The organism is Streptomyces sp. NPDC003035, from assembly GCF_042888285.1.
GTDB lineage: Bacteria > Actinomycetota > Actinomycetes > Streptomycetales > Streptomycetaceae > Streptomyces.
In genome coordinates, this window is the sequence record NZ_JBIAPJ010000007.1 from 282,682 (window position 1) to 299,323 (window position 16,642).

The 16,642-nt window shown below is 69.2% G+C and carries 12 protein-coding genes; 4 read left to right on the forward strand and 8 right to left on the reverse strand.

What is annotated here, in order from left to right; all coding sequences use genetic code 11:
- Positions 1 to 145 precede the first annotated feature (145 nt).
- On the reverse strand, positions 146 to 1,912 hold the full coding sequence (gene arc, locus ACFYV5_RS23815) for a proteasome ATPase (protein WP_355112004.1): 1,767 nt from the start codon (positions 1,910 to 1,912) through the stop codon (positions 146 to 148).
- Positions 1,913 to 2,165: 253 nt separating this feature from the next.
- Here arc and ACFYV5_RS23820 point away from each other — a divergent pair, with 253 nt between their 5' ends.
- Positions 2,166 to 2,477: a ferredoxin gene (locus ACFYV5_RS23820; RefSeq protein WP_355112005.1), complete on the forward strand. Its 312-nt coding sequence runs from the start codon at positions 2,166 to 2,168 to the stop codon at positions 2,475 to 2,477.
- A 4-nt stretch (positions 2,478 to 2,481) separates the two neighbouring features.
- Here the strand turns inward: ACFYV5_RS23820 and ACFYV5_RS23825 are convergent, their stop codons facing one another.
- From ACFYV5_RS23825 to ACFYV5_RS23835, 3 genes are all read right to left on the reverse strand, one after another.
- On the reverse strand, positions 2,482 to 3,054 hold the full coding sequence (locus ACFYV5_RS23825; protein ID WP_355112007.1) for a hypothetical protein: 573 nt from the start codon (positions 3,052 to 3,054) through the stop codon (positions 2,482 to 2,484).
- Between the two features lie 181 nt (positions 3,055 to 3,235).
- Positions 3,236 to 4,123 carry a tRNA (adenine-N1)-methyltransferase gene (locus ACFYV5_RS23830; RefSeq protein ID WP_019884997.1) on the reverse strand — a complete coding sequence of 296 codons (888 nt, stop codon included), beginning with the start codon at positions 4,121 to 4,123 and terminating at the stop codon, positions 3,236 to 3,238.
- Positions 4,124 to 4,141: 18 nt separating this feature from the next.
- Entirely contained in the window at positions 4,142 to 5,392 is a 1,251-nt protein-coding gene (locus tag ACFYV5_RS23835) for a site-2 protease family protein (protein ID WP_389171589.1), read from the reverse strand.
- Positions 5,393 to 5,516: 124 nt separating this feature from the next.
- Here ACFYV5_RS23835 and ACFYV5_RS23840 point away from each other — a divergent pair, with 124 nt between their 5' ends.
- Together ACFYV5_RS23840 and ACFYV5_RS23845 are read left to right on the forward strand one after the other, a co-directional pair.
- Complete coding sequence (locus ACFYV5_RS23840; protein WP_355112009.1) at positions 5,517 to 6,431, forward strand: RecB family exonuclease; 915 nt, start codon at positions 5,517 to 5,519, stop codon at positions 6,429 to 6,431.
- A gap of 10 nt (positions 6,432 to 6,441) precedes the next feature.
- Entirely contained in the window at positions 6,442 to 7,113 is a 672-nt protein-coding gene (locus ACFYV5_RS23845; protein WP_355112011.1) for a response regulator transcription factor, read from the forward strand.
- A 100-nt stretch (positions 7,114 to 7,213) separates the two neighbouring features.
- Here the strand turns inward: ACFYV5_RS23845 and ACFYV5_RS23850 are convergent, their stop codons facing one another.
- The 4 genes from ACFYV5_RS23850 to metH form a co-directional block, all read right to left on the reverse strand.
- On the reverse strand, positions 7,214 to 8,794 hold the full coding sequence (locus ACFYV5_RS23850; protein ID WP_389171593.1) for an ABC transporter substrate-binding protein: 1,581 nt from the start codon (positions 8,792 to 8,794) through the stop codon (positions 7,214 to 7,216).
- A gap of 73 nt (positions 8,795 to 8,867) precedes the next feature.
- Positions 8,868 to 10,457 carry an ABC transporter substrate-binding protein gene (locus ACFYV5_RS23855; protein ID WP_389171596.1) on the reverse strand — a complete coding sequence of 530 codons (1,590 nt, stop codon included), beginning with the start codon at positions 10,455 to 10,457 and terminating at the stop codon, positions 8,868 to 8,870.
- Positions 10,458 to 10,984: 527 nt separating this feature from the next.
- Entirely contained in the window at positions 10,985 to 11,686 is a 702-nt protein-coding gene (locus ACFYV5_RS23860) for an HAD family phosphatase (protein WP_355112015.1), read from the reverse strand.
- A gap of 128 nt (positions 11,687 to 11,814) precedes the next feature.
- Positions 11,815 to 15,327: a methionine synthase gene (gene metH / locus ACFYV5_RS23865; RefSeq protein ID WP_389171600.1), complete on the reverse strand. Its 3,513-nt coding sequence runs from the start codon at positions 15,325 to 15,327 to the stop codon at positions 11,815 to 11,817.
- A 307-nt stretch (positions 15,328 to 15,634) separates the two neighbouring features.
- On the opposite strand from metH, the gene ACFYV5_RS23870 reads away from it, so the two are divergent.
- Complete coding sequence (locus ACFYV5_RS23870; protein ID WP_389171967.1) at positions 15,635 to 16,399, forward strand: IclR family transcriptional regulator; 765 nt, start codon at positions 15,635 to 15,637, stop codon at positions 16,397 to 16,399.
- Positions 16,400 to 16,642: the final 243 nt, after the last annotated feature.

The window sequence follows — 16,642 nt, forward strand, 5'->3', positions numbered from 1 at the left end:
CGGCGCAACAAGTACCGACGAGCCTAGAGCGACTCCGCGCCGGTGGGGAGATCGATTCACGGTTTTGCTGTGGTGATATGTGCTGAGGTGGAATACGACGGCTGCGGATGCCCGTGGTTCCGGACATCCGCAGCCGGTGTGCGATCTACAGGTACTGACCGGTGTTCGCCACCGTGTCGATGGAGCGTCCGGTGTCCGCGCCCTGCTTTCCGGTGACGAGCGTACGGATGAACACGATCCGCTCGCCCTTCTTTCCGGAGATACGGGCCCAGTCGTCGGGGTTGGTGGTGTTGGGCAGGTCCTCGTTCTCCTTGAACTCGTCCACGCATGCCTGGAGGAGGTGGGAGACGCGAATGCCCTTCTGGTTGTGGTCGAGGAAGGCCTTGATGGCCATCTTCTTGGCCCGGTCCACGATGTTCTGGATCATGGCTCCGGAGTTGAAGTCCTTGAAGTAGAGGACTTCCTTGTCGCCATTGGCGTACGTGACCTCGAGGAAGCGGTTCTCCTCGGATTCCGCGTACATCTGCTCGACCACGGACTGGATCATCGCGTGGGCGGCCGCCTCCTTCGAGCCCTGGTGCTCGGAGAGGTCGTCGGAGTGCAGCGGCAGCGAAGACGTGAGGTACTTCGCGAAGATGTCCTTCGCGGCCTCCGCGTCCGGGCGCTCGATCTTGATCTTGACGTCGAGCCGGCCGGGCCGCAGGATCGCGGGGTCGATCATGTCCTCGCGGTTCGAGGCACCGATGACGATGACGTTCTCCAGGCCCTCAACACCGTCGATCTCGGCGAGCAGCTGCGGGACGATCGTGTTCTCGACGTCCGAGCTGACTCCGGATCCGCGGGTGCGGAAGAGCGACTCCATCTCGTCGAAGAAGACGATGACGGGGGTGCCCTCACTCGCCTTCTCCCGGGCACGCTGGAAGACGAGGCGGATGTGCCGCTCGGTCTCACCGACGTACTTGTTGAGGAGCTCCGGTCCCTTGATGTTGAGGAAGTAGGACTTTCCGGCGGGCTGGCCGGTGACCTCGGCGACCTTCTTGGCAAGGGAGTTGGCGACGGCCTTCGCGATCAGCGTCTTGCCGCAGCCGGGCGGGCCGTAGAGCAGGATGCCCTTCGGCGGCCGCAGTTCGTGCTCCTTGAAGAGGTCCGGGTAGAGGTACGGAAGCTCGACCGCGTCCCGGATCATCTCGATCTGGCCGCCGAGGCCGCCGATCTTGGTGTAGTCGACGTCCGGCACCTCTTCGAGGACGAGCTCTTCGACCTCGCTCTTGGGGACCACTTCGTAGACGTAGCCGGACCTGGGTTCGAGCAGCAGGGCGTCGCCGGGACGGATGGTGATGTCCAGCAGCGGCTCGGCGAGCCTGACCACCCGTTCCTCGTCGGTGTGCCCGATCACCAGGGCGCGCTCGCCGTCCTCGAGGATCTCCTTGAGGGTGACGATGTCCCCGGCGCGCTCGAATGCCATGGCCTCGACCACGTTGAGCGCCTCGTTGAGCATGACTTCCTGGCCGCGCCGGAGCTCGTCGAGCTCGACGCTGGGGCTGACGTTCACCCGGAGCTTGCGGCCCCCGGTGAAGATGTCGCACGTGCCGTCCTCATTGGCCTGCAGGAAGACACCGAAGCCGGCCGGCGGCTGCGCGAGCCGGTCGACCTCCTCCTTGAGGGCCACGATCTGGTCGCGGGCCTCACGGAGTGTGTTGGCGAGCCGCTCGTTCTGCGCGGACACGCCGGCCAGGTTGGTCTGCAGCTCGACGATCCGCTCTTCGAGAATCCTCGTATGACGCGGAGAGTCGGCGAGCTTGCGGCGCAGGACGGCGATTTCCTGCTCGAGATAGGCAACCTGACCGGCGGGGTCTTCAGACCCCCGCCCCGGCCGGATGCCGCGGTTGATGTCGTCGTCGTGGGCTGCCACGGTCCTCACCTCCTCCAAGGGGAGCTGGACGCTTCCTGACCCTACCTGCGTGGGTGGTGATTGAAACCCCTAGATCACAAAGACTCTGGGGTGTGTCCGATCTTCACCCTTGCGCTTCCCCTCACGCCAAGGGAATACCCACCCATCAACATCGGAAAGCAGGCGGTTGTATCGTCGTCGGTGGTCAACACCCGTCAGGCTTGACCGGACTTAGAAGAACGATCTTTTTCGACGCTCAGGAACGGCAGGAGACATGACCGTGCAGCAGGAGGTCCCGACGACGGACACCGGCGAGGCGCTGGAGGTCTGGATCGACCAGGATCTGTGCACCGGTGACGGGATCTGCGTGCAGTACGCCCCCGAGGTCTTCGAGCTGGACATCGACGGGCTCGCGTATGTGAAGAGCGCGGACGACGAGCTGCTGCAGGAGGCCGGGGCGACGACGCCGGTGCCGCTGCCGCTGCTGCGGGACGTGGTGGACTCCGCGAAGGAGTGCCCGGGCGACTGCATCCACGTGCGCCGGGTTTCGGACAGGGTCGAGGTCTACGGGCCTGACGCGGAGTGACGGGTCAGACGCTCCGTGCGTCGGCCGGGGCGGACCGGACGAAGGTTCCGCCCTTCCAGCGCCAGCTGACGCGTTCCTGCTCGTCGGGGCAGCAACTGGGTACGTCGGGGGACGAGTAGCCGAGCAGGGTGGCGGTGACCGCCCCGTCGCGTACGGCGAGGTCGGTGACGTTCTTCTGCTCGGAGGGCTCGAGGAGAGTCGCGACCACGCGCGCGTCCGGGCCCGTTCTGGTGTGGGTCAGGACGTAGACGGCGTGGGGAGGCGTTCCGGATCCGGCTTCGCAGTGTACGACTGCGACGGTTTCGGGGTTCCCGTCGCCGTCGAGGTCCCCGCCGGCCCGCTGCGCGACCTGGGGTGAGGCTCCCCCGCAGTCCATGGGGTACGTGGCCGAGGTGGCGTCGGGTGCCGGTCGTGGGGCGGCCGCCGCGCCGCTCGCGGCGGCGGTGGTCGCGGTGGCGGGGCCGGGCTGCAGCAGCCCGGCGGCGGCCACGACGGCGGCCATGGCGGTAGCGGTGGCCAGCCAGTGCACCGGCCGGGCGTGGGTGTGCGCGAGGTCCGGGACGGCGGGGGGCTGCACGCGGGATGTCTCCTGTGAAAGTGGCGCGGAAGGAGTTGCGGGCATCGTGCCATACGTCACAGGCGGGTGGAACAGTCGGGGTGCGGGCCGTCCGCAAAGATGCCGAACGTGAAGGTGCCGCCGTCGAGTTCCCCGCTCCGGGGCGGGAACTCGACGGCGGCGCACGTTCGTTGTCGGGGCGTCAGCCCTTGTTGGGGCCTTCGTAGTCCTCGCCGTACGCGCCCTTGGCGGGGCGGCGACGGCGCATGGGCGGCTCGACGCCGTCCGCGAGGCGGCGGGCGGTGACGAGGAAGCCGGTGTGGCCGATCATCCGGTGGTCCGGGCGGACGGCCAGGCCCTCCACGTGCCAGTTGCGGATCATGGATTCCCAGGGCTGCGGTTCGGCGTAACAGCCGAATTCGCGGATGGACTCCACGGTGCGGGCGAGCTGGGTGGTGGTCGCCACGTAGCAGCAGAGGATGCCGCCGGGGACGAGGGCCTTGGACACGGCCTCCAGGCACTCCCACGGGGCCAGCATGTCCAGGATGACGCGGTCGACGTCGGTGTCGGACAGATTGTCCTGGAGGTCGCCGACCGTCAGCTGCCAGGCCGGGTGCGGGCCGCCGAAATAGCGTTCGACGTTGCCCTTGGCGATCTCGGCGAAGTCCTCGCGGCGCTCGTAGGAGTGCAGCATTCCGCTGTCGCCGATGGCGCGCAGGAGGAAGCTGCTGAGCGAGCCCGAGCCCACCCCGGCTTCCACGACGCGGGCGCCGGGGAAGATGTCGGCGAAGGCCAGGATCTGACCCGCGTCCTTGGGGTAGACCACGGCGGCACCGCGGGGCATGGACAGGACGTAGTCGGGGAGCAGGGGGCGCAGCGCGAGGTAGGCGACGTTTCCCGTGGTACGGACAACACTGCCCTCGGGAGCACCGATCAGCTCGTCGTGGGGGAAGGAACCCTTGTGGGTGTGGAAATTCTTCCCGGCCTCGAGCGTGAACGTGTAGTGGCGTCCCTTGGGGTCGGTGAGCTGGACCTGGTCCCCGACCTTGAAGGGCCCGCGACGGCGGGCGGCACCGGTCGGTTCGGACATGTGACCAGAGTACCGGGGTTACGCGGAGGGTCTTGCCATGGCCTTGACGAAGGCGCGTTCCACGTCGGTGGCGGAGAGGACCCCGTAGATCTCCCCGGTCTCCTCGACGACGAGGTATTCGGTCGCGGGGCTGGCGCGGAGGTGGTCGAGGAGGGGCTGCCCGGCGAGTTCGGCGGGGACCTTCATGCCCTCGTCGAGGTCCTGGGTGAGAGTGCTGACGGCGACCCAGGGGCGGCGGTGCTGGGGAACGCCGGCGATGGCGCTCTCGCGGACGAGACCGGTGGGGTTGCCCCTGCCGTCGACGACGACAAGGGCGCGGGCTCCGGCCTCGTTGGCACGGCGCAGGGCCTCGGAGAGCGGGGTGCCGGGTTCGACGGGGACGGCGCGCCGGGTGAGGGCCCGGGCGTTGAGTTCGGGGAGATGTTCACGGAGCCGGGCCATGCGCAGGCTGTTGCCGGCGCCGGTCCAGATGATGGCGGCGAGGATCGCGGCGAGCAGGGCGTCCATGACGGTGTCCATGCCGCTGATGTCGTCGGTGGAGTTGCCGAGGAGGCCGGTGCGAGTGAGGAGCGGGAGGCCGATGAGGACGGCCACGGCGAGGGCCCGGCCGACCCAGGCGGCGGCGACGGTGCCGGCCATGGGCTTGCCGGTGATCTTCCACACGACGGCGCGGAGCATGCGGCCGCCGTCGAGGGGGAGGCCGGGCAGCAGGTTGAAGATCGCGACGATCAGGTTGGAGATCATCAGGCCGGCGAGGAGGACACCGGGGACGGTGCCGGGCTCGACGGCGTACAGGGTGAGATAGAAGACACCGGCGAGGACGAGGGAGAGCAGCGGTCCGACGAAGGCGAGGACGAATTCGCGGCCCGGGGTCTCGGTCTCCTTCTCGATCTCGGAGACGCCGCCGAAGAACTGGAGCTGGATACGGCGCACCGGCAGCTTGAAGCGCAGCGCGGCGACGGTGTGGGCCAGCTCGTGAACGAGGACCGAGGCGTAGAAGGCGATGGCGAAGAAGAGGGAGACCAGGTAGCGGGCGGCGCCGAGCTCGGGCAGGACGCGTTCGATCTGGTCGCCGAAGACCCAGGTGATGAGGGCCGCGACGAGGAACCAGCTGGGTGCGACGTAGACGGGCACGCCGAAGGGGCGGCCCATGAGGATTCCTCCGCCGGGTTCCTCGTTCCGCCGGGTGCGGGAGTTGGCGGTGGCCGGCGCTTCCCCTGCGCCGGGCCGCGGCCGCTTCTTCTCGCCGCGCTCGTCGTCCTGGTTCACGGGTTCCTCTCGTAGCCTTCCGCGCGACCCCCGTCGTGCGTCACTCTTCGATCATGCAGCGTGACGTGGTCTGTCGTCGATGGTATTCGGCTCGCTGTCGGTGGCGGGTCGTAGGGTCTGAGTCATGAGTACGAGCGAGCAGCCGCCCTCCGGGGCCCGGACACCCATGTCGTTGTCGCCCTCGCGGGCGAGCGACTTCATGCAGTGTCCCCTGTTGTACCGGTTCCGGGTGATCGACAGGCTGCCGGAGAAGCCGAGCGAGGCGGCGACGCGGGGCACGCTGGTCCACGCGGTGCTGGAGCGGCTCTTCGACGATCCGGCGGTGGACCGGACGGCGCCGCGGGCGAAGGCGATGATTCCGGGGCAGTGGGACCGGCTGCTCGAGTCGAAGCCGGAGCTGGGCGAGCTGTTCGCCGAGGACGCGGAGGGTGAGCGGCTGGCGCGCTGGCTGGGCGAGGCGGAGCAGCTGGTGGAGCGGTGGTTCACGCTGGAGGATCCGACGCGGCTCGAGCCGGCGGAGCGTGAGCTGTTCGTGGAGACGGAGCTGGACTCGGGGCTGCGGCTGCGTGGCGTGATCGACCGGATCGACGTGGCGCCGACGGGCGAGGTGCGGATCGTCGACTACAAGACGGGCAAGGCGCCGCGACCGGAGTACAGCGAGGGCGCGCTGTTCCAGATGAAGTTCTACGCGCTGGTGATCTGGCGGCTGAAGCGGGTGGTGCCGCGTCGCCTGCAGCTGGTGTACCTGGGCAGCGGTGATGTGCTGACGTACGACCCGGCGGAGGCGGATCTGCTGCGGGTGGAGCGGAAGCTGCTCGCCCTGTGGGAGGCGATCCGGGAGGCGACGGAGACGGGCGAGTGGCGCCCGCGTCCGACGAAGCTGTGCGGCTGGTGCGACCACCAGGCGGTGTGTCCGGAGTTCGGGGGGACTCCCCCGGTGTATCCGCTGGAGATCCGGCCGGAGATCGTTTCCGCGCGCCCGCCGGAGTCGGGCGATTCGGGGCAGGGCAGAATGGGGCCGGTCCAGCCCGCGCAGTGAAGGAGTTCCCGTGGCAATCCGCGTCCTGTTGGTCGACGACCAGCCGCTGCTGCGTACCGGTTTCCGGATGATTCTGGAGGCGGAGCAGGACATCGCGGTCGTCGGTGAGGCCGGGGACGGCCTCCAGGCTCTGGATCAGGTCCGGGCCCTGCAGCCCGATGTGGTGCTGATGGACATCCGGATGCCGCGGATGGACGGCGTCGAGGCGACGCGGCAGATCACGGGTCCGGGCCGGGACGGTCCGGCGAAGGTGCTGGTGCTCACGACGTTCGATCTGGACGAGTACGTGGTGGAGGCGCTGCGGGCGGGGGCGAGCGGGTTCCTCCTGAAGGACGCTCCGGCCAACGAGCTGGTGCAGGCGATCCGGGTGGTCGCGGCGGGTGAGGCGATGCTGGCTCCGTCGATCACGCGGCGTCTGCTCGACAAGTACTCGGCACATCTGCCGTCGGGCGACGAGCAGGTGCCGGACACCCTGAACAGGCTGACGGAGCGTGAGGTCGAGGTGCTGAAGCTGGTGGCGCGCGGTCTGTCCAACGCGGAGATCGCGGCGGATCTGTTCGTCAGCGAGACGACGGTGAAGACGCACGTGGGCCATGTGCTGACCAAGCTGGGGCTGCGTGACCGGGTGCAGGCGGCGGTGTACGCGTACGAGAGCGGCCTGGTCCGCCCGGGCGGGCAGTAGCCGACGGAGCGGCACCCGCGGGATTGCGGGATGCGGGAAGGGGCCCGGCGCGCGACAGGCGCGCCGGGCCCCTTTCCGTACGGATGGCCGGTGGGACCGGTCAGCCCTTCTTGATCTCCCAGAAGCGGAAGACGGTCGAGGCGTCCAGGGTCCACTCCAGGCCGGTGATGCCGTCGCGGGCGACGGCGTACTGCTTGCCCTGCCAGAGCGGGAGGAGGGGCAGTTCGTCGGCGACCAGGTCCTGGAGCTTGCCGAAGTCCTGGCCGGTGGCGGCGCGGTCGGCGGCGGCCGAGGTCTTCGGGAGGAGGCTGTCGGTGATGGTGGCGTTCTCGTAGTTGTTGCCGAGGACGTTGCCCGGGCCGAAGAACGGGGCGGTGAAGTTGTCGGCGTCGGGGTAGTCGGGGACCCAGCCCTTGACGTACACGCCGTACTTGCCGTCGGCGATGTCCTTCTCGTACTGCTCGAACTCGACGGACTGCACGGTGGCCTCGAACAGACCGCTGCTGTTGAGCTGTTCGGCTATCGCCTTGAACTCCTGGTCGGTGGCGGGGCCGTAGCGGCTCGGCGTGGACCAGAGGGTGAGCTTCACCTTGTCGGTGATGCCCGCCTTGCGCAGCGCCTTCTTGGCCTTGGCCGCGTCGGGGCTGCCGTAGGTGTCGAAGAAGGCGGTGTTGTGGCCCGCGATGCCGGCCGGGACGATCGAGTACAGCGGGGTGGCGGTCGACTTGTAGACGTTCTGGACGAGCGCCTCGCGGTCGACGAGGTGGGCGATGGCCTGGCGGACGCCGAGCTTGCCGACCACGGGGTCCTTGACGTTGAAGACGAGGTGCTGGACCTCGGCGCTGGTGCCCGGGATGACCTCCAGGCCCTCGTCGGCCGCGGTGGCGGACGTCTCGAGGGTGGCGATGTCGTCGGCGGACAGACCACGGTAGGCGACGTCGATGTCGTTGTCGGCGATGGCCTTGGAGAGGGCGGCGCGGTCGCCGCCGTAGAGCTTGAGGGTGACGCCGCTGTTCTTCGGCTTGGCGCTGCCCCGGTAGTCGGTGTTGACCGAGAAGACGGCCTCGGTGTCGCTGATGGACTCCAGCTTGTACGGGCCGGAGCCGACCGCCTTCCCGTCGGTGCGCAGCGCGTCCTCGGCGTACTCGCGGTGGTCGACGATCGAGCCGGCGCCGGAGGCGATCTTGCTGGGGAAGGTGGCGTCGGGGGTCTTGAGCCGGAAGACGACGGTGAGGTCGTCGGGGGTCTCGATGGACTTGATCGTGGACAGCAGCGGCGCCGGGCCGGCCGGGTCGTCGATCTTCAGCGCGCGGTCGAAGGAGAACTTGACGTCCTTCGAAGTCAGCGGGTTGCCGTTGGAGAACTTCAGGCCCTCGCGGAGGGTGCAGCGGTAGACCGTGCTGGCCCCTTGGAAGTCGCACCTCTCGGCGGCTTCCGGCTGGGGCTCGGTGGTGCCCTTGGGGAAGCTGAGCAGGGACTGGAAGACGTTGTTGAACAGCAGCCAGGAGCCGGGGTCGTAGCCGGCCGCGGGGTCGGTGGCCATGACCTCGTCGGACATGCCGACGCGGACGTTGTCACCGGAGCTCGCGGCGCCCTCGCCCTGCTCCGTGCCACAGCCGCTGAGCAGGGCGGCGGACAGTCCCGCGGCGAGGGGGGCCGTCAGCCACTTGTTGTGCTTCACAGAACGTGCCTCTTGATCTCTTGCCAGACCGGCGCGCCGGTGCGCGGCCGGTGTTACCGAGCTGGTTGCGGGGTCAGGCGGTGCCGCGGCCGAGCTCCCAGAGGAGCAGGTCCGAGGAGGTGTTCAGCGCCCATTCGACGCCGGTCAGGTCGTCGCGCGCGGCGACGTACTGCTTGCCCTGCCAGAGCGGCAGGACGGGGACGTCCTTGGCGACGATCTCCTGGATCTGTCCGAACACGGGGCTCGCGGCGTTGCGGTCGGCCGAGCGGCGCGACTGCGGGATCAACCGGTCGCGGACGGCCTTGTTGACGTACGGGGTGTTGAGGAAGTTGTCGGCGTCGAGGAAGGGGGCGACGTAGTTGTCCGGGTCGGGGAAGTCGGGGAACCAGCCGAGGCCGTAGACGGGGTAGTCGCCGCGCTTCTGCGCGGGCCGGAACGTGGACCACTCGGCGCCCTGGACGGTGACGTCGAAGAGTCCGGTGGCGTTGAGCTGGTCGCGCAGCGCCTCGAACTCCTTCTTGGTGCCGGAGCCGTAGTGGTCGGAGGTGTAGTGGAGGGTGATCGCGACCGGCTTCTTGATACCGGCCTTGCGGAGGATGCCGGCCGCCTTGGCGGTGCTGGGCTCTCCGTAGTTGTCGAAGAAGGCGGTGGAGTGGCCCGTGACGCTGGAGGGGATCAGCGAGTAGAGCGGCTGGGCGGTGGTGCCGTAGACCCCGTTGATGAGCGCGCCGCGGTCGACGACGGCGGCCATGGCCTGCCGGACGGCCTTGTCCTTGACGGAGGGGTCGGCGGTGTTGAAGGCGAGGTAGCGGATCTCCAGGCCGGGGACCTCGGTGAGGTCGATGCCCTCCTTGGGCTTCTCGGTGAGGTCCTTGACCTGGTCGAGCGACATGGAGCGGGTCATCATGTCGATCTCGCGGTCCTCGAGGGCCTTGCCCATGGTGTCCGCGTTGGCGAAGGAGCGCAGTTCGACCTTGTCGTTGCGCAGGGTGATGTCGCCCTTGTACTTCGGGTTCTTGGTGAAGACGGCCTTGAGGATCTTCTCGCCCTGGCGTTCGGTCTTCATGGTGTACGGCCCGGAGCCGTCGACGTCGAAGCCCGCGCGGAGCTCCTTGGCGCCGTACTTGTCCTTGCTGAGGATGCCGGCGACCGGGGTGGAGAGCTTGTACGGGAACGTCGCGTCGGGGGTCTTCAGGTGGAAGACGATGTCGCGCTCGCCGTTGGTCTCGACGGTGTCGATGTTGGCGAGGAGGGCGGCCGTGCCGTTGTCGGACTTGATGGCCAGCACGCGTTCGACGGAGAACTTCACGTCTTCGGCGGTGAGGGGGGTGCCGTCGGCGAAGGTGAGTCCTTCGCGCAGCGTGCAGCGGTAGCTCTCGCTGGCGCGGTCGCTGAAGAGGCAGCTCTCCGCGGCCTCGGGGACGGGCTCGCCGCCGCCGCGGGGCACGTGCATCAGGGTCTGTACGGTCTGCCGCAGGATGTTCCAGGCGCCCGTGTCGTAGGCGAAGGCCGGGTCGAGGGGCGCGGGTGCCTCGGCGGTGGCGAGGAACTGGTCCGTGGTGCCGACGACGATGGCTCCGTTCTCGTCCGAGCCGCCGCAGGCGACGAGCAGCGGGGCGAGCAGGCCGGCGACGGCCGGCAGGGCCAAGGTCTTGCGGTTCATCCTGGACGTTCTCCTCATCCGGCACTGGGATACAGCGATGGCGGACACTCCGCCGCTGCGCCCGGTCGGGGCGGGGATCGGGCCGGGAAGGTGTGCGATCGGTCCTGTGTGCACGGCGACTTGGGTGGTCGTCGGTGTACGCGGATTGCGGCGAAGTACTCGCGAAAGATTAGTGGGCGAGGCCGCGTCGCCCGGACCGCGGGCGACCGGAAGCGGCTGCTCATAGTGATCATGAATACGGCGCACTCGATAGTCATGCGGGGGCATGATTCGTCAGGGAGTGCGCGAATCGGGACACACAGGGAGGGTCCAATCACCGCGTTCCGGACACCGGACGCAGAACGGCCACCCGTCGGTCGGCACGCTGGGTGACCAAGGTCACGTACGCACTTCTGGCGGATGGCCGATTCATTTCGCGATCGCGGTCACGGAAAAGGCACGCGCGGACGCCCTGCGTCTCCATCGGCGCATTTCCGGGAGAAAGGCCGGGGAAAGAGCGGCCGGGAAAGCTCAGGAAAAGCTCAGAATCATCGCGGCGCGGCGATGAGCGTGCGCAGGAAGGGGACGTCCACGTCCTCCAGGGAGCGGACCACGACCCGGCCGGCGGAGGGCGCGATGGGCGCGACGGACGGCACGGCGACCACCCGGCATCCGGCGGCCTCGGCGGCGGCCACGCCGGTCGCCGTGTCCTCGATGACGGCGCAGAGCGACGGCTCGGCGCCGACCCCGCTCGCGGCGGTCAGATACGGCTCGGGGTGCGGCTTGGTGCGGATCACCTCGTCACCGGCGACGGTGAGGGCGAAGCGGTCGCGCCCCAGGGAGGCGAGGACCCGGTCGATGATCCGCCGGTGTGAGGCGGAGACCAGGGCGGTGGGGATGTTGTGGTGGGCCAGTTCGGCGAGGAGCCGCTCGGCGCCGGGCATCAGCGGTACGCCCCGGGCGATGCGCTGCTCGAACTTCTCGTTGAGCAGGACGGTGAGCTCGGCGACGGTGATGTCGGCGCCGGTGGCCTCGATGAGGTAGCCGGCGCTGCGGGTCATGGGCCCGCCGACGACGACGTCGCGCCATGCCTCGTCCAGCCGGTGACCGAGGTCGGCGAAGACCTCGACCTCCGCGTCCCACCAGAATCCCTCCGTGTCGACGAGGGTGCCGTCCATGTCGAGGAAGACCGCCTGCAGGGCGGAGCTCTCGCTGGTACGGAACAAGGACGCGGGGACCGTACTGGTCATCCGGCACACCTCCATGGAGGGACGAGAAGGCCGGCCTCCCTCCCGTACGGGGAGGGTGACCGGCCTGCACTGGACCGACAAGTGTACGTCTCGATCAGCGAAGGTGCGCGGATTTACCGGCTCCGCGATTACCGCGCGTTGAAGTACTTCGCCTCGGGGTGATGGATGACGATCGCGTCGGTGGACTGCTCGGGGTGGAGCTGGAACTCCTCGGAGAGCTGGACACCGATCCGCTCGGGCTGCAGCAGCTCGGCGATCTTCGCCCGGTCCTCCAGGTCGGGGCAGGCGCCGTAGCCGAGCGAGAAGCGCGCGCCGCGGTACTTCAGGGCGAACATGTCCTCGACGTCGGCGGGGTCCTCGCCCGCGAAGCCGAGCTCGGCACGCACGCGCGCGTGCCAGTACTCGGCGAGCGCCTCGGCCAGCTGGACGGAGAGTCCGTGCAGTTCCAGGTAGTCGCGGTACGAGTCGGACTCGAAGAGCTTGGCGGTGGCCTCGCCGATCCGGGAGCCGACGGTGACGACCTGCAGGCCGACCACATCGGTCTCGCCGGACTCCTCGGGGCGGAAGAAGTCCGCGAGGCACAGGCGGCGGCCACGGCGCTGGCGCGGGAAGGTGAAGCGGGTCCGCTCGTTGCCCTGCTCGTCGAGGATGATCAGGTCGTCGCCCTTGGAGACGCACGGGAAGTAGCCGTGCACGACGGCCGCCTCCAGGAGGTTCTCCGTGTGGAGGCGCTCCAGCCAGCCGCGCAGGCGCGGCCGGCCCTCGGTCTCGACCAGTTCCTCGTACGACGGTCCGTCGCCGGTCCGGTTCTGCTTGAGGCCCCACTGGCCCTTGAACAGGGCGCCTTCGTCGAGCCAGCTCGCGTACTCCTTGAGCTGGATGCCCTTGACGACACGGGTGCCCCAGAACGGCGGGGTCGGCACCGGGTTGTCGGTGGCGACGTCCGAACGGCCGCCCTGCTCGGGCTCGTCGACCTCGAGGGCGGTGGCGCGCTGCGCGACCCGGCGCTGCTTGAGCTCGGGGAGCGCCGCTCCGGGCACGCCCCGCTTGACGGCGATGAGGGCGTCCATCAGGCGCAGGCCCTCGAAGGCGTCGCGGGCGTAGCGGACCTCGCCCTGGTAGATCTCGTGCAGGTCCTGCTCGACGTACGCCCGGGTGAGGGCGGCGCCGCCCAGGATGACCGGGAAGTCGGCGGCCAGGCCGCGCTGGTTCAGCTCCTCCAGGTTCTCCTTCATGATCACCGTGGACTTGACCAGCAGGCCCGACATGCCGATGACGTCGGCGCGGTGCTCCTCCGCGGCCTCCAGGATCGCGGAGACCGGCTGCTTGATGCCGATGTTGACGACGTTGTAGCCGTTGTTGGAGAGGATGATGTCGACGAGGTTCTTGCCGATGTCGTGGACATCGCCCCGGACGGTCGCGAGCACGATCGTGCCCTTGCCCTCCTCGCCCTCGACCTTCTCCATGTGCGGCTCCAGATGGGCCACCGCCGTCTTCATGACCTCGGCGGACTGGAGCACGAACGGCAGCTGCATCTGCCCCGAGCCGAAGAGCTCACCGACCGTCTTCATCCCGTCCAGCAGAGTCTCGTTCACGATGTCGAGGGCGGGACGGGTCGTGAGGGCCTCGTCGAGGTCGGCCTCCAGTCCGTTCTTCTCGCCGTCGATGATGCGGCGCTTGAGGCGCTCCTCCAGCGGCAGGGCGAGGAGCTCCTCGGTCTTGCCGGCCTTCATCGACTTCGTGGTGGCGCCCTCGAAGAGCTCCATCAGCTTCTGGAGCGGGTCGTAGCCCTCGGAGCGCCGGTCGTAGATCAGGTCGAGGGCGGTGGTGACCTGCTCCTCGTCGAAGCGGGCGATCGGCAGGATCTTGGAGGCGTGGACGATGGCCGAGTCCAGGCCGGCCTTGACGCACTCGTCGAGGAAGACGGAGTTGAGCAGGATGCGGGCGGCCGGGTTGAGGCCGAAGGAGATGTTGGAAAGGCCCAGCGTGGTCTGGACGTCCGGGTGGCGCCGCTTGAGCTCGCGGATGGCCTCGATGGTGGCGATGCCGTCCTTGCGGGACTCCTCCTGCCCGGTGCAGATGGTGAAGGTCAGGGTGTCGATCAGGATGTCCGACTCGTGGATGCCCCAGTTGCCGGTCAGGTCGTCGATGATCCGCTCGGCGATGGCGACCTTGGTCTCGACGGTGCGGGCCTGGCCCTCCTCGTCGATCGTGAGCGCGATGAGCGCGGCGCCGTGCTCCTGGGCGAGCCGGGTGACCTTGGCGAAGCGCGAGTCGGTTCCGTCGCCGTCCTCGTAGTTGACGGAGTTGATGACGGCGCGGCCGCCGAGCTTCTCCAGGCCGGCCCTGATGACCTCGACCTCGGTGGAGTCGAGGACGATCGGCAGGGTGGAGGCGGTCGCGAAGCGGCCGGCGAGCTCCTCCATGTCCGCGACGCCGTCGCGGCCGACGTAGTCGACGCAGAGGTCGAGCATGTGCGCGCCCTCACGGATCTGGTCGCGGGCCATCTCGACGCAGTCGTCCCAGCGGCCGTCCAGCATGGCGTCGCGGAACTTCTTCGAACCGTTGGCGTTCGTCCGCTCGCCGATCGCCATGTACGAGGTGTCCTGGCGGAAGGGGACCGTCTGGTACAGCGAGGCGGCACCCGGCTCGGGGCGCGGTTCGCGGACGCTCGGGGTGAGGTCGCGGACCCGCTCGACGACCTGGCGCAGGTGCTCGGGGGTCGTACCGCAGCAGCCGCCGACCAGGGAGAGCCCGTACTCGCGGACGAAGGTCTCCTGGGCGTCGGCCAGCTCGACCGGGGTCAGCGGGTAGTGCGCGCCGTTCTTGCCGAGGACGGGGAGTCCGGCGTTGGGCATGCAGGAGAGCGGGATACGGGAGTGCCGGGCGAGGTAGCGCAGGTGCTCGCTCATCTCGGCCGGGCCGGTGGCGCAGTTCAGGCCGATCATGTCGATGCCGAGCGGCTCGAGCGCGGTCAGCGCGGCGCCGATCTCGGAGCCGAGCAGCATGGTGCCGGTCGTCTCGACCGTGACGGAGCAGATCACCGGCACGTCGACGCCGAGGGCGTCCAGGGCGCGGCGGGCGCCGATGACGGAGGCCTTCGTCTGCAGCAGGTCCTGGGTGGTCTCCACGAGGAGCGCGTCGGCACCGCCGGCGAGCATGCCCTCGGCGTTCTGCTGATAGGCGTCACGCAGGGTGGTGTACGCGGCGTGGCCGAGGGTCGGCAGCTTGGTGCCGGGGCCCATGGAGCCCAGGACCCAGCGCTGCTGTCCGGTGGAGGCGGTGAACTCGTCGGCGACCTCGCGGGCGATCCGCGCACCGGACTCGGAGAGCTCGTACACGCGCTCCGGGATGTCGTACTCGCCGAGCGCGGCGAAGTTCGCACCGAAGGTGTTGGTCTCGACGCAGTCCACGCCCGCCGCGAAGTACTCCTGGTGCACGGTGCGGACGATGTCCGGCCGGGTCACGTTCAGGATCTCGTTGCAGCCTTCGAGGTTCTCGTAGTCCTCGAGGGTGGGGTCCTGCGCCTGGAGCATGGTGCCCATGGCTCCGTCGGCCACCACCACTCGGGTCGCGAGTGCCTCGCGGAGGGTTGCGGCGCGGGTCCGGCTGTCGGCGGAAGGGGTTGGCGACGAGGCCATGGATGAGCTCCCTGGGATGCGACGGCTGTCGGCTTTGCACGCTCGGTGGAGGGTGCACGGGGCCCAGAGTAACCGTGAGCGCGCCGGGGTGGACATGGCGTCCCACGGGCCGGACGGCATCCTGTGTCCGGGGACTCCCGGTCGCGCCTGTTCGTGTCCGACACTGTCGGGGTAAAGAGTGGTCGGCATCGACCGATAGTGTTCAGCATTGTCGAACAGCATCAACAACAGGGGTGCTGTCCGTAAGATCACGGGACCGCCGGGATCGTGGGACCGCCGGGACGTGGACAGGGAGAAGGGCCGGGCGATGGCGAAGAACATCCAGTCGCTTGAACGAGCGGCGGCGATGCTGCGACTGCTCGCGGGCGGCGAGCGCCGGCTCGGCCTGTCCGACATCGCCTCGTCGCTGGGCCTGGCCAAGGGCACGGCACACGGCATCCTGCGGACGCTGCAGGCCGAGGGCTTCGTGGAGCAGGAGGCGGCCTCGGGCCGCTACCAGCTGGGCGCCGAGCTGCTGCGCCTGGGCAACAGCTATCTGGACGTGCACGAGCTGCGGGCACGCGCGCTGGTCTGGACGGACGACCTCGCACGCTCCAGCGGCGAGAGCGTCCATCTGGGCGTCCTGCACCAGCAGGGCGTGCTGATCGTGCACCACGTCTTCCGCCCGGACGACAGCCGTCAGGTCCTGGAGGTGGGGGCCATGCAGCCGCTGCACTCCACGGCCCTGGGCAAGGTGCTGTCGGCCTACGACCCGGTGGCCCACAGCGAGGTCCTGGAGGTCCCGCGCGAGGGCTTCACGCCCCGCACGGTCACGGACCTCACGGAGTTCGAGACCCTGCTCGACATGACCCGCGCCCGGGGCTGGGCCGCGGACGTGGAGGAGACCTGGGAGGGCGTGGCCTCGGTGGCCGCGCCGATCCACGACCGGCGCCGGATGCCGGTGGGCGCGGTGGCGATCACGGGCGCGGTGGAGCGGGTCTGCGACGCCGGACAGCTGCGCTCGGAGCTGGTCGCGGCGGTACGGGACTGCGCACGCGCCGTCTCCCGCGATCTCGGCGCGCGGCGCTTCTAGCAGCCCTTTCGAGGACCAGGATCCCGGCCCGGCCGCCCGATGGCGGCCGGGCCGTGGCGTGTCCGCGCTCGCGTGGTGGGAACCGGTCGGTAACGATCGGGGCATGCGGGACGCAATCAGCCACCGAACCCTTGACGCGCTGTTGACCCTGGGGCAAAACTTCCGTGCATCGGTCGGCATTGCCGAACACCTACCGGCAATACACGCTAGAGTGTCGCAGTGCCACGGGCCGGCAACGCCCTC

Bases quoted from the DNA above. Each gene is read 5' to 3' on its own strand.
- ACFYV5_RS23820 (WP_355112005.1), top strand. From the start codon at position 2,166: ATGACCGTGCAGCAGGAGGTCCCGACGACGGACACCGGCGAGGCGCTG.
- ACFYV5_RS23830 (WP_019884997.1), bottom strand. From the start codon at position 4,123: ATGTCCGAACCGACCGGTGCCGCCCGCCGTCGCGGGCCCTTCAAGGTC.
- ACFYV5_RS23840 (WP_355112009.1), top strand. From the start codon at position 5,517: ATGAGTACGAGCGAGCAGCCGCCCTCCGGGGCCCGGACACCCATGTCG.
- ACFYV5_RS23855 (WP_389171596.1), bottom strand. From the start codon at position 10,457: ATGAACCGCAAGACCTTGGCCCTGCCGGCCGTCGCCGGCCTGCTCGCC.
- ACFYV5_RS23860 (WP_355112015.1), bottom strand. From the start codon at position 11,686: ATGACCAGTACGGTCCCCGCGTCCTTGTTCCGTACCAGCGAGAGCTCC.
- metH (WP_389171600.1), bottom strand. From the start codon at position 15,327: ATGGCCTCGTCGCCAACCCCTTCCGCCGACAGCCGGACCCGCGCCGCA.
- ACFYV5_RS23870 (WP_389171967.1), top strand. From the start codon at position 15,635: ATGGCGAAGAACATCCAGTCGCTTGAACGAGCGGCGGCGATGCTGCGA.